The sequence below is a fragment of the Allobosea sp. P1_B10 genome (genome assembly GCF_056406735.1).
The window spans coordinates 75,281-88,102 of sequence record NZ_JBFTZP010000009.1; the positions used below are offsets into that span (position 1 = coordinate 75,281).

The following is a 12,822-nucleotide window of genomic DNA, read 5'->3' on the forward strand; positions in this document are numbered from 1 at the left end:
GCGCAAGCCAAGACCAACGAACCGTCCATGGAGGAGATACTCGCCTCCATCCGGCGGATCATCGCTGATGATGAGGTCAAGCCTGCTGAAGCGGCTCCGGCCGCGAAGGGGGACGACGATCTGCAGGCGCTGCTCGCAGGCGCTGCAGCGGCTCCGGAAAGCCCGAAGACACCAGCAGAAGACGACGTGCTGGATCTCGGAGCTGAAGCCAGCCTCGTGGTCGACGCGCCTGCGGAAGCGGTTTCGCCCGCCCAGGAAGCCGGCGATATCGATTTTCTCGAGACGCCCGAGCCTGCCGCGCCCGTAGCCGTGACACCGACCCCGGTCGCTCAGCAGCCTGTCTTTGTACCTCCGCCTGTGCAGCCTGCTCCGGAGTTTTCCGCCGCACCCGAATTCGACATGGCGCAGTTGCTTTCCGATCAGGCCAGTTCATCCGTGACCAGTGCCTTTGGACAACTGGCGCACACCGTCCTGAGCAACAATGCCCGTACGCTCGAAGACCTCGTCAAGGACATGCTCAAGCCCATGCTGAAAAGCTGGCTCGACGACAACCTTCCGACAATGGTCGAGCGCCTGGTGCGCGCCGAGATCGAGCGCGTGGCTCGCGGCGGCCGCAACTGAAAAGGCCGGCAGGCAATGCTCGCATGAGCCAGCCTGCCGACCTTTATTTGAAGCCTCAGCTCTTGGAGGGGCGGCGCCGCGATGGCGGGACGCCCTCGAGGCGCTCGAAGGCGCCCTCGTCCCGCAGCTTTTTATAGATCAGGCCCGCGACCGTGAGCATTGCTGCCGGCGCTCCCAGCCGAGAGACCAGCATTGCGATGCCGACTGCGACAGGGCGGGGGTAACGACCGGTCGCCGCCTCGGTGGCAAACCAGGCGCCGAGCGCATGGACGAAGAGGTTCATCGGCTGGGCCTTCCTGAAATCGAGAGACAGCTGGTCATCAAAGCGCGACCTTGCGATTCTCGCCGAACTCGATCTTCGCGCCCGTAATCGCCGCAGCGGCCATCTTGACCGTGGTCACGATCTTGCCGGGGCTGTCCCAGAACTCGGCCATGCTCGGCTTGACCCGCAGCACGCGGATATTGGGGTCGTTCTGGTCGTCCCAGAAGGCCTTGTTGCTGGGCTCCCAGAGTTCCTCGACCTTGCGCCGGTCGTCGATCACATTCGCGGTTCCCGTTACCGATACATAGCGGTGCCCGCTATTGTCGGCGAAGGCGACGCAGACATTCTCGTTGATCTGGATCTCGTCGTCCTTGTGGTGGCGCTTGTCGGTCAGGAAGTAGATTGCGTCTTCCTCGCGTTGCGCATGGGCGTGCATGGGCCGTGCGCGCAATTCGTCGCCCTGGCCGTCATGGGTCACGAGCATAGCGAAGCCGATATCGTCCATCAGGTTCCACACGCGGTCCTGGTCGGTGTGATGGGTCATTGGCTGTCTCCCTTTTGCTGTACTGAAAACCGCCGGGAGAGGCATGGGTTCCCCGTCGCGGTCCCACTAAATCGGGGGGAGCCGAGGCGCGTGGGAACGCGAGGGCCGTTCAAGCGTATCAATGAGTGCCGCCACACGAGCCGGCTCTTGCCGGCACTAGCGAGGACAGCATCATGAAGAAGTCCAAGACCCCAACAGGCAAGAAGGCCACCAAGGCCGCCGCGAAGATCACAGACAAGGCCGTCGACGAGACAGGAGCCGTGTCTGCTGCAGCGCCGAAGGCGCTTGCTAAGGCGTCCGGCGGTTCGAAAATTGTGAAGTCTTCCAGGATCGACTTGGAGTCCAACACCCGGACCCGCGTTATCGGCATCCTCAACGAACGCCTCGCCGACGGCATCGACCTGGCGTTGGTAACGAAGCAGGCGCACTGGAACCTCAAGGGTCCAGGCTTCATCGGCGTCCATCTGATGCTTGATGGTTTCCGCAAGGACCTCGACCTGCACGTCGATACCGTCGCCGAGCGTATCGCGCAGCTTGGGGGCATCGCCCTCGGCACGACGCAGACGACTTCGAGTGGCACGAGCCTGAAACCGTATCCGACGCACATCGTCGCGGTGTCCGATCACCTGGCCGCTCTGATTGACCGCTATGCAGCCACGGCCAATCTGGTGCGTGAGGCGATCGACGACACCGACGAGGTCGGCGACGCCGGAACTGCGGACCTGCTCACCGCCTATTCGCGCATGCTCGACAAGGCCCTGTGGTTTCTTCAGTCGAACGTCGCGCCCTAGCGCGGTCGCGATTTGAGTCTAGATAAGGGCCGAAGGCGTTGACGCGGGGCCCGTGCTTGGGTTCTTAAGTCGTTTCGACCTTTCAGGCCTTCAATTCCATGGCCGGGGCGTGCCCCCGGCCTTTCTGCGTTCGAGCAAAGCGATGATGGACAAGACATTCGAGCCGGCTAGCGTCGAGGCGCGCGTCAGTGAAGCCTGGGAGAAGGCGCAGGCCTTCAAGGCCGGTCGTGGCGCAGCCCCGGGCGCGGAGCCCTATTGTATCGTAATCCCGCCGCCCAACGTCACCGGCTCGCTGCACATGGGGCACGCGCTCAACAACACGCTGCAGGACGTGCTCTGCCGCTTCGAGCGCATGCGCGGCAAGGACGTGCTCTGGCAGCCGGGCACCGACCATGCGGGCATCGCGACGCAGATGGTGGTCGAGCGCAAGCTTGCAGCCGAAAACAAGACGGACCGCCGGACCATGGGCCGCGACGCCTTCCTGGAAGAGGTCTGGCGCTGGAAGGAGGAATCGGGCGGCACCATCGTCAACCAGCTGAAGCGGCTGGGTGCATCCTGCGATTGGTCGCGCGAGCGCTTCACCATGGATGAGGGCCTGAGCCAGGCCGTCCTCAAGGTCTTCGTCTCCTTGCACAAGCAGGGGCTGATCTATCGCGCCAAGCGCCTGGTCAACTGGGACCCCAAGTTCCAGACCGCGATCTCCGACCTCGAGGTCGTGCAGGTCGACAAGACCGGCTCGTTCAAGTGGACACGCGGCGACGAGGATGCGTTCGACACCGCCAAGCTCGACAAGGTCCTGAATAAGGACCCGAGCGGCCATCTCTACTATTTCAATTACCCGCTCGAAGGCACGACCTACGACGCGAACGACCCCTCGACCTTCATCACCGTCGCCACGACGCGGCCTGAGACCATGCTGGGCGACACTGGCGTCGCCGTTCACCCGGAGAACGAGACGCTCGGCCACCTGATCGGTCGCAACGTCGTGCTGCCGCTCGTCGGCCGCGTGATTCCGATCTTCGGCGACGACTACGCCGATCCCGAAAAGGGTACCGGCGCCGTCAAGATCACCCCGGCGCATGACTTCAACGATTTCGAGGTCGGCAAGCGCCACAAGCTCGACGTCATCAACATCCTGGATGGCGAAGCCCGGCTCCTGCTCGACGGCAATGACGAGTTCCTCGCGGGTGCCTCGCCCGAGGGCCGGACGCTGGCCTTGCACGGCATGGATCGCTTCGCCGCGCGCAAGGCAATCGTCGCCCTGATGGAGGAGGAAGGCTTCCTCGCCAAGGTCGAGCCGCATGCTCACACCGTCCCGCATGGCGATCGCTCGGACGTCGTGATCGAGCCGTGGCTGACCGACCAGTGGTATGTCGACGTCAAGCCGCTGGCCAACCGCGCGCTCAAGGCCGTCAAGGACGGCCGCACCAAGTTCACGCCCGAGAACTGGACGAAGGTCTATTACGACTGGCTTGAGAACATCGAGCCCTGGTGCGTCTCGCGCCAGCTCTGGTGGGGCCACCAGATCCCGGCCTGGTACGGGCCGGACGGCGAGTGCTTCGTCGCCGAATCCGAGGCTGCCGCGCAGGCGCAGGCGCTCGGCCGCTATGGCGACACCGTCGTGCTGACCCGCGACGAGGATGTGCTCGACACCTGGTTCTCGTCCGCGCTGTGGCCGTTCTCGACCCTGGGCTGGCCCGATGAGACGCCAGAGCTCAAGCGCTATTACCCGACCGCGACCCTCGTCACCGCCTTCGACATCATCTTCTTCTGGGTCGCCCGGATGATGATGATGGGCCTCAACTTCATGGATGAGGTGCCGTTCAGCGACGTCTACATCCACGCCATCGTTCGCGACGAGAAGGGCGCGAAGATGTCGAAGTCGAAGGGCAACGTCATCGATCCGCTGACGGTCGTCGACAAGTACGGCGCCGACGCGTTGCGCTTCACCCTGGCCGCGATGGCGGCGCAGGGGCGCGACATCAAGCTCTCGACTGCGCGCGTCGAAGGCTACCGCAACTTCGCCACCAAGATCTGGAACGCGGCCCGCTTTGCCGAGATGAACGGTTGCGCCCGCGTCGCCGGCTTCGACCCGTCGACGGTAAAGCAGCCGCTCAACCGCTGGATCCTCAGCGAGGCCGCGCGCGCCTCCGAGGAGATCGCGGCCGGCATCCCCACGTTCCGGTTCAACGAGGCGGCCGGCGCGGCCTATCGCTTCGTCTGGAACCAGTTCTGCGACTGGTATCTCGAACTCGCCAAGCCGGTGCTGCAGGGCGAGGGCGTCGATGCCGCCGAGAAAGCCGAGACCCTGGCGACGGTCGCCCATGTCATCGATCTCATCTGCCAGCTGCTGCATCCGTTCATGCCGTTCCTCACGGAAGAGCTCTGGGCCCAGAAGGCAGGCGAGGGCGCGCCGCGGCCGCTCGCCGCCGGCGAGGACCCGCTGGTCTGCCTGACGCGCTGGCCTGATCTCTCGGCGCTGAAGGATGAGGCGGCGGAGGCCGAGATCGGCTTTGTCGTGGATCTCATCTCCGACATCCGCTCGGTCCGGTCCGAGGCGAACGTCCCGGCCGGGACGCAGGCACCGCTGGTGCTGGTCAAGGCCTCGGCTGCGACTCGCGCCACCGTCGAGGCCTGGGCCCCGATGATCGAGCGTCTAGCCCGCGTCTCGGAAATCGCCTTCGCCGATGCGCCGCCGCCCCAGTCCGCGCAGATCATCGTGCGCGGCGAGGTCGCAGCCCTGCCGCTGGCGGGGATCATCGACCTCGATGTCGAGCGCACCCGCCTGACAAAGGAAATGGCCAAGCTCGACCAGGACATCGCCGTGGTCGACCGCAAGCTCGGCAATCCCGACTTCATGGCGCGTGCGCCAGAAGACATCGTCGAGGAGAATCGCGACCGGAAGGCCGCGGCAGAGGCGCGCAAGCTGAAGATCGCCGAGGCATTGGCGCGCCTCTCCTGATCGAGAGGGATCTCGGACGCATCCGGGCGGCACTTCCGCCTGGATGCGCTGGCGGGGCGTACCAGGGGGGGCCGGTGGGTTCTCCCGCTTCAAGGCGGCGGGGTGGCCCTCCGTCCGTGCGCGCCAGTGTCACTATGGCGCACCATGTTTCGTGGAATGTCGCCCTTCGGACACGGATCCGTCTTCATGTTGACCTTAGGATGAGACACCTCTGGCGTTCATCCCGCCTGATGGATTAGATACGCGCTGCGTGCAGTGCAGGCATGCGCGGACCCAAGACCTTTAACCCAGAACCGGTTGTTTCGAACGCGATGCTCAAACGAGCCTATGATTGGTGCGTCTCCTACGCATCTCACCCCGGAGCACCCCTGCTGCTCTTCGGTCTGACTTTCATCGAAAGCTCGTTCAGCCCGCTTCCACCACTTCCGCTCCTGATACCGATGTGCATTGCTCGGCCGGATCGCGCCTGGCTCTATGCCGGTGTCTGTTCGCTCGGCGCCGTCCTGGGCGGTTATCTCGGATACGCCATCGGGGCGCTGCTCTATGATTCCGTCGGCGCCTGGCTGATCGGCATCTACGGCCTGCAGGACAAGGCCGCCCACCTGATCTCGACGTCGCAGGACTACTGGTTCTGGGTGCTCGTGACCAAGGGCCTGACCCCGATCCCGTTCAAGATCGTTACGATCATGTCGGGTTTCCTGCATTTCGATATCGTCAAGTTCACGATCGGAATGGTGGTGTCCCGCGTCACCTTCTTCCTGATGATCGCGGTGGCGCTGCGCTTCTATGGCGACGACATTCGCATCTTCATCGAGAAGCACCTGCCGATGACGGCGCTCGCCCTCGTCGTCGTCGTGGTCGGCGGTTTCTTCGTGCTGCCAATGGTGCTCTGACGGGCGCTGCTCCGTAGGCCCTCCATATTGTGGCAACGACGCAACAGCTAAAAAGCTTCGCAATCATCCGGTCTATTCGAGGGAACAATCGCCGCGAAGCCGCCACAAAGCGCGCCCAGCTAGGATCGTCGGCAAGTTGCTGAGAACTCAAGGGTTTGCTCGCCATGCGTAAAGCATGGCGCACGGCCTTGAGTTCGGTGACCCTCCGTCAATGCATATTGCGGACAGACTAGACCGCGTGGCATCTCACAAGCGGCGCCGGGGGGCTGAGACGAGAATGGACGAGCGTGTGTTCGACAAGTCGAGGCTGCCGAGCCGGCACGTCAGCGTAGGGCCGGCGCGGGCCCCGCATCGCTCCTACTACTACGCGATGGGCATGACCGCCCGGCAGATCGCCCAGCCCTTCGTCGGCGTCGCGTCCTGCTGGAACGAGGCCGCGCCCTGCAACATCTCGCTCATGCGCCAGGCCCAGGCGGTCAAGAAAGGCGTCGCCTCCGCCAGCGGGACGCCGCGCGAATTCTGCACGATCTCGGTCACGGACGGCATCGCCATGGGCCACCAGGGCATGAAGTCCTCGCTGGCCTCTCGCGAATGCATCGCCGATTCCGTCGAACTCACCATGCGCGGCCATTGCTATGACGCGCTGGTCGGGCTGGCTGGCTGCGACAAGTCGCTTCCCGGCATGATGATGGCGATGGTGCGCCTCAACGTGCCTTCGATCTTCATCTATGGCGGCTCGATCCTGCCGGGCACCTTCAAGGGCAACCCTGTCACGGTGCAGGACGTGTTCGAGGCCGTCGGCAAGCACTCCGTCGGCGCAATGTCGGATGAGGACCTGCAGGAGCTCGAGGAGGCTGCCTGCCCGTCCGCCGGCTCCTGCGGCGCCCAGTTCACCGCCAACACCATGGCGACCGTAGCAGAGGCGATCGGTTTGGCTCTGCCCTATTCCTGCGGCGCACCCGCGCCTTACGACATGCGCGATACCTTCTGCTACACCGCCGGCGAGATGGTGATGGAGCTGATCGCGCGGAACATCCGCCCCCGCGACATCGTCACGCTGAAGGCGCTCGAGAATGCCGCGACCGTCGTGGCGGCATCGGGCGGCTCGACCAACGGCGCGCTGCATCTGCCGGCGATCGCACATGAATGCGGCATCGATTTTGACCTGTTCGCCGTCGCAGAGATCTTCAAGAAGACGCCCTACATCGCCGACCTGAAGCCGGGCGGAAAATACGTCGCCAAGGACATGTTCGAGGTCGGCGGCATCCCCTTGCTGATGAAGACCCTGCTCGACCACGGCTTCCTGCATGGCGACTGCATGACAGTGACCGGCCGCACCATTGCCGAGAACCTCGCTTCGGTGAAATGGAACGGCGAGCAGGATGTTGTCCGTGCTGCCAACAAGCCGCTCTCGCCCAATGGCGGCGTCGTCGGCCTGAAGGGCAATCTCGCCCCCGAAGGCGCGATCGTGAAGATCGCGGGCATGCCGAGCGAGAGCCTTGTCTTCACCGGCCCGGCGCGCTGCTTCGATTGCGAGGAAGATGCCTTCAAGGCCGTCGCCAACCGCGAATACGAGATCGGGGACGTCATCGTCATCCGTTATGAGGGCCCCAAGGGCGGCCCCGGCATGCGCGAGATGCTGTCGACCACCGCTGCGCTCTACGGCCAGGGCATGGGCGACAAGGTCGCGCTGATAACCGATGGCCGGTTCTCCGGAGCGACACGCGGCTTCTGCGTCGGCCATGTCGGGCCGGAGGCTGCCGTCGGCGGCCCGATCGCGCTGCTGCGCGATGGCGACATCATCGAGCTCGACGCGATCACAGGAAAGCTCGCTTGCCGCCTTTCTGATGCCGAACTTGAGGAGCGTCTTAAGAGCTGGAAACCGCGCGAGACCGACTACACCTCGGGCGCGCTGTGGAAATACGCTCAGACGGTCGGCTCTGCCAAAGGCGGAGCCGTCACCCACCCAGGAGGGGCGGCCGAGACCCATTGCTATGCGGACATCTGAGGCAATCCTTGCAGCATTGGTCTTGATGCTGGGCGGCTCGCAGGCCGCCTGGGCGCAGGACTATGCCGATGGCCGCGTGCCGGTGCCGCCGCGTCCGATCCCCGGCATCGCGCTGTCCGAGCCCGAGTCGGTTGGCCCGCTGACGCGTTCCGTGGGGCCGGCTCCCAATGCGCCGGCAGCGCATATGGCGCTGCCCCTGGCTCCGTTCAGCAATACCCGCGAAGCGATCCGGGCCTGGATGCGCGACTCCACTGCAGGCAACCAGGTCGGCGCCGTTCGCGCGCTCGAATATGCGGCCTCGCAGGGACACCTGACGGCGCAGTTCAAGCTGGGCCGGATGTATGCCGCAGGCGATGGCGTTCCAGCCAATGATCTCAAGGCCTTCGAGTATTTTTCGAAGATTGCGGATGAGAATGCCGACGCTATTCCGGGCACCGCAGATGGCCGCCTCGTCAGCGGCGCCTTCGTGGCGCTGGGTGGCTATTTCATGGACGGCATCAAAGGCAGCTACGTCGAGGTCAATGCCGATCGCGCCTTCGACATGTTCCACTACGCAGCCTCCTATTTCGGCGACCCCGACGGGCAGTACAATCTCGCCCGGCTCTACATGCGCGGCCTCGGCGCCAAGCGCGACTCGCGCCAGGCTGCCCGCTGGATGAAGCTTGCGGCCGAGAAGGGCCATGCTCCGGCGCGTGCGGTCTTTGGTGACATGCTGATCCGCGGCGGGGAAGGCGTACCGCGCGCCCCGGCTCTGGGCCTGATGTGGCTGTCGCTGGCGCGGGACGGCGCCGATGCGGCCCGTGAGGCTTGGATCATCGAGCGCTACGAAGCAGCGTTCGCTGCGGCCTCGCCGCCTGATCGCAGCGCGGCGCTGGCCCTCGTCGAGCGCCAGCAGCTGGCCGGCCGCGCCGCCGACCGCTGAGAGGCCTCACAGCCCTGTCCAGGTTGAGCGCAGGTCTGCTGAGCTCGGGCGCGCAGGCGGCTCAGGCCGCCTTCAAATCGACCATGATCGGGACGTGGTCCGACGGCTTCTCCCAGCCGCGGACATGCTTGACGATCTGCACGCCGTCGAGCCGGTCGGCCGCTTGCGGCGAGAGCAGCAGATGGTCGATCCGGATGCCGTTGTTCCGCTGCCAGGCTCCGGCCTGATAGTCCCAGAACGTGTACTGCCCGGGTGCCTCGGTCGTGGCGCGAAAGGCTTCTGTCAGCCCGAGATTGAGCAGGCCACGGAAGGCAGTGCGGGTCTGCGGCAGGAAGAGCGCGTCATTGACCCAGGCCGCCGGCTCGCGAGCGTCGCGGGGCTCTGGGATGACATTGTAGTCGCCGGCCAGGACCAGCGGCTCCTCGAGTTCGATCAGCATGCGGGCGTGGGCGGTCAGCCGCGCCATCCAGCCGAGCTTGTAGGGATATTTCTCGGTGTTCGGCGGATTGCCGTTGGGCAGGTAGATCGAAGCCAGCCGGACCATGCCATTGCCGAGCGGCAGCACGCCTTCGAGATAGCGCGCCTGTTCGTCGCCGTCGTCGCCCGGCAGTCCGCGCCGGACATCCTCGAGCTTCGCCCGGCTGATGATGGCGACGCCGTTGAAGGTCTTCTGGCCATGGGTCTCGACCTGCCAGCCGGCCTCCTCGATCTCGCGACGCGGAAAATCCGCGTCGACGCATTTGATTTCCTGCAGGCAGAGCGCGTCAGGCTGCGCCTCATTGAGGAAGTCGAGAAGATGGCCAAGCCGCTGGCGGACAGAGTTCACATTCCAGGTGGCGATTCTCAAGGACAGGCTCCGATTCGGTTGGGGCCTTGAGGCAGGCCGGACGACAAAGGCTCCTATACCCCTTCGCACCTGCGCATGGCAGCATGAAAAAAGCCTCCCCGCATCGCTGCGGGGAGGCTTGTGAGAAATCAGCCTGTCGGACGATCAGGGGCAGGCGCGCACGACACCGCCAGCGGCGATGTAGGTGCCGGTCTCCGGATCGTAGCTGCGGAAGCGACGCGAGCAATACGCCACGGCATCCACATCCTCGGCGCCATAGACGGGAGCGACATAGGTCGGGCGGGCCTGGGCGGCGATTGCGCCGGCAGCCAGAGCGCCGATCGCGCCTGCCGCGATGCCGGCACCCACGGCAGCGCCGCGACCCCCGCGATAATAGCCGCCGCGATAACCGTAGCGCGGGCCGTAGCCGTAACGACGATACTGCACGGTCTCGACGAGATCCTTGCCGCTATCGGCCAGCGTCAGGGCCGAGCCCGAGGTCGCGCTCATCGGCGCGGCGGATGCCGGAGCAGCGACAAGGGCAGCGCCGACGAGAGCGGCGGCAATGGTCAGGGTCTTGATCATGAGAAACTCCTTTCCCCTCCGAAACGTGAGAAACGCAAATGCGTTCCCCCGGTTGCGTTTCAACTTAGTCGCACGCGCAGCGGCAGGGAAGCGCGGATCGTCAAGATGGGCAAAATTTCATACACATAATGATCAGAAGTCGTGATTCCTGGCGGCTTTTCATCGCGTCCGGCGGCTGAGGGGCTTTAATACCATCGGTCGGCAGCGTATTTCTGCAATGCAGCATCCTGTCACTGCGTTCTCCTTCCAATAGGCTCGGAACCACCATTCATGTCGCCACACGATGAGACCCCGCCCGCCATAGGCGCCGCGGCGATGAAGCCGCTTCCCATCATCATCTTCGCGTCACGCTGGTTGCAGCTGCCGCTCTATCTCGGGCTGATCGTCGCGCAGTGCGTCTATGTCTTCCTGTTCCTGAAGGAGCTCTGGCACCTCGTCACCCACGCCTTCGACTTCAGCGAGCAGCAGATCATGCTGGTGGTGCTCGGGCTGATCGACGTAGTCATGATCTCAAACCTGCTGATCATGGTGATCATCGGCGGCTACGAGACCTTCGTTTCGCGGCTCGGACTTCAGGGCCATCCTGACCAGCCGGAATGGCTGAGCCACGTGAATGCCAGCGTGCTGAAGATCAAGCTCGCGATGGCGATCATCGGCATCTCGTCGATCCACCTGCTGCGGACCTTCATCGAGGCCGGCAATATCGGCAGCACGGGCCGCACCACGGACTACACCGTCACGGGCGTGATCCTTCAGACAGTGATCCACGTCGTCTTCATCCTGTCCGCCATCGGCATCGCCTGGGTTGACAAGATGACGGCGCACGGCACCAGCAAGGGCCACTGAACGGGCCGCTCAGGCCCTCAGGCCACGCGGCAGACCGGCGGTTCGCGGTTGCGCGAGCCCCGGCATCGTTTCAAGTCCAAGCGTGGGCAGCGCCAAGGTGCGCTGTCCGCGGAAATCTACATGGCAGACGAGGAGCCCGCGCTCCTCGATATAGGCGAGCAGCCGCCTGGCCCGGCTCGGCGAATGGCTGCCATAGACCGATGCCAGCTCGGCATCGGTGGGGCAGGGTGACCGTTCGATCGCTGTCCGCGCGATGAACAGGAACAGTCCGTGCAGGTCTTCCGGCAGAGATGCCGAGGCATCGACCGCCTCCTGCCACACCGCCGACGACGTGATCTCATCGCTGGCGCCCGCGCGCGCAACCGCCAGCCGACGCCGGAACTGATCGAGGCTCAGGCCCTGGCGGCCGAGCCGGCGCATGCGACAACGCACAGTGAAATCCTGGTAAAGCACCGCGATCTGGCGCGTCCGGATCTCGGGGTCGGCCATCAGTTCGCGCAGGATCTCGACCATGATGGCGTCGCGTTCCGCAGGTTCCATCGGAACCTCGGGTTCGGCCTCCGGCATCGGGGCGGGGCGATAAGTTTCGATCTGCCGCATCACGTCATTGGCCGGGCGTGGACGCGGCGAAGGACGGGGCGAGCGCGCCACGGGAACGGGCTCGTCGGCGCCGGCGGTGAAGATCAGCTTGCCCGCCTCTTCCGGTGCCTGTTCCGGGAGCGGCATCAGGCCGGGCGCGCCGCCGCGGTCGACCGAGGTCACGGAACCGATGCGCAGCGGAAGCGGGCGCTTGGACAAAGCCGGTCCCAGGGCGACGAACTGCCCGCGCTCGAGATCGCGGAACATCTCGGCCTGCTTGCGGTCCATGCCGAGCAGGTCGGACGCGCGCGCCATGTCGATGTCCAGGAATGTCCTGCCCATCAGGAAGTTGGAGGCTTCGGCCGCGACGTTCTTCGCGAGCTTGGCGAGGCGTTGGGTCGCGATCACGCCGGCTAGCCCACGCTTGCGGCCACGGCACATCAGGTTGGTCATGGCACCAAGCGAAAGCCTGCGCGCCTCGTCGGACGCCTCGCCTGCCATCACAGGCGCAAAGAGCTGGGCCTCGTCGACGACGATCAGCATCGGGAACCAGAGGCTGCGGTCGACGTCGAACAGCCCGCCGAGGAACGCGGCGACGGCACGCAACTGCTCGTCGGCCTCCAGGTTCTCCAGGTTCAGGACCACGGAAACCCGGTGCTGGCGCACGCGCAGGGCGACGCGCTGCAATTCGGCGTCGCCGCATTGGGCATCGACCACGACATGACCGAACTGGTCCGCGAGCGAAACGAAATCGCCCTCGGGGTCGATGATCGCCTGCTGGACGAGAGGCGCACTCTGCTCGAGCAGGCGACGCAGAAGATGCGATTTGCCGGAGCCGGAATTGCCCTGCACGAGAAGCCGCGTCGCCAGCAATTCAGCGAGATCGAGCAGGGCGGGTTCGCCGTCCCTGGTCAAGCCCATGTCGATGGCCGTGGTCATGCCGTTGATCGTGTCGCCTGCTTGCGTCTGTTCAAACGAGGGCT

Annotated in this window: 12 protein-coding genes; 7 read left to right on the top strand and 5 right to left on the bottom strand. The window is 64.9% G+C overall.

Translation table 11 applies throughout. The features are described 5' to 3' along the window. Positions 1 to 27: 27 nt before the first annotated feature. Positions 28 to 621: a PopZ family protein gene (locus AC1D2L_RS18805; RefSeq protein ID WP_476847514.1), complete on the top strand. Its 594-nt coding sequence runs from the start codon at positions 28 to 30 to the stop codon at positions 619 to 621. A gap of 55 nt (positions 622 to 676) precedes the next feature. Here the strand turns inward: AC1D2L_RS18805 and AC1D2L_RS18810 are convergent, their stop codons facing one another. Together AC1D2L_RS18810 and AC1D2L_RS18815 are read right to left on the bottom strand one after the other, a co-directional pair. After that, positions 677 to 904, bottom strand: a complete 228-nt coding sequence (locus AC1D2L_RS18810) for a hypothetical protein (protein WP_476847422.1) — start codon at positions 902 to 904, stop codon at positions 677 to 679. A 37-nt stretch (positions 905 to 941) separates the two neighbouring features. Continuing rightward, positions 942 to 1,427: a pyridoxamine 5'-phosphate oxidase family protein gene (locus AC1D2L_RS18815; RefSeq protein ID WP_476847423.1), complete on the bottom strand. Its 486-nt coding sequence runs from the start codon at positions 1,425 to 1,427 to the stop codon at positions 942 to 944. A gap of 311 nt (positions 1,428 to 1,738) precedes the next feature. On the opposite strand from AC1D2L_RS18815, the gene dps reads away from it, so the two are divergent. From dps to AC1D2L_RS18840, 5 genes are all read left to right on the top strand, one after another. Continuing rightward, positions 1,739 to 2,218: a DNA starvation/stationary phase protection protein Dps gene (dps, locus tag AC1D2L_RS18820; protein WP_476847515.1), complete on the top strand. Its 480-nt coding sequence runs from the start codon at positions 1,739 to 1,741 to the stop codon at positions 2,216 to 2,218. Positions 2,219 to 2,360: 142 nt separating this feature from the next. Beyond that, positions 2,361 to 5,180 carry a valine--tRNA ligase gene (locus tag AC1D2L_RS18825; RefSeq protein WP_476847424.1) on the top strand — a complete coding sequence of 940 codons (2,820 nt, stop codon included), beginning with the start codon at positions 2,361 to 2,363 and terminating at the stop codon, positions 5,178 to 5,180. Between the two features lie 440 nt (positions 5,181 to 5,620). Then, positions 5,621 to 6,073: a YqaA family protein gene (locus AC1D2L_RS18830; protein WP_476847425.1), complete on the top strand. Its 453-nt coding sequence runs from the start codon at positions 5,621 to 5,623 to the stop codon at positions 6,071 to 6,073. Between the two features lie 277 nt (positions 6,074 to 6,350). Beyond that, positions 6,351 to 8,081, top strand: a complete 1,731-nt coding sequence (gene ilvD / locus AC1D2L_RS18835; RefSeq protein WP_476847426.1) for a dihydroxy-acid dehydratase — start codon at positions 6,351 to 6,353, stop codon at positions 8,079 to 8,081. Continuing rightward, positions 8,068 to 9,003, top strand: coding sequence for a tetratricopeptide repeat protein (locus AC1D2L_RS18840; RefSeq protein ID WP_476847427.1), 936 nt, complete (start codon positions 8,068 to 8,070; stop codon positions 9,001 to 9,003). The genes ilvD and AC1D2L_RS18840 overlap by 14 nt, the downstream gene beginning before the upstream one ends. 61 nt (positions 9,004 to 9,064) lie before the next feature. Here the strand turns inward: AC1D2L_RS18840 and xth are convergent, their stop codons facing one another. Together xth and AC1D2L_RS18850 are read right to left on the bottom strand one after the other, a co-directional pair. Then, positions 9,065 to 9,850, bottom strand: a complete 786-nt coding sequence (xth, locus tag AC1D2L_RS18845; protein WP_476847428.1) for an exodeoxyribonuclease III — start codon at positions 9,848 to 9,850, stop codon at positions 9,065 to 9,067. A 144-nt stretch (positions 9,851 to 9,994) separates the two neighbouring features. After that, positions 9,995 to 10,414, bottom strand: coding sequence for a BA14K family protein (locus AC1D2L_RS18850; protein ID WP_476847429.1), 420 nt, complete (start codon positions 10,412 to 10,414; stop codon positions 9,995 to 9,997). A 270-nt stretch (positions 10,415 to 10,684) separates the two neighbouring features. On the opposite strand from AC1D2L_RS18850, the gene AC1D2L_RS18855 reads away from it, so the two are divergent. Next, positions 10,685 to 11,260: a TIGR00645 family protein gene (locus AC1D2L_RS18855; protein WP_476847430.1), complete on the top strand. Its 576-nt coding sequence runs from the start codon at positions 10,685 to 10,687 to the stop codon at positions 11,258 to 11,260. 9 nt (positions 11,261 to 11,269) lie between these two features. On the opposite strand, the gene AC1D2L_RS18860 is transcribed toward AC1D2L_RS18855, so the two are convergent. Next, on the bottom strand, positions 11,270 to 12,778 hold the full coding sequence (locus tag AC1D2L_RS18860; RefSeq protein WP_476847431.1) for a helicase HerA domain-containing protein: 1,509 nt from the start codon (positions 12,776 to 12,778) through the stop codon (positions 11,270 to 11,272). Between the last annotated feature and the right edge of the window lie 44 nt (positions 12,779 to 12,822).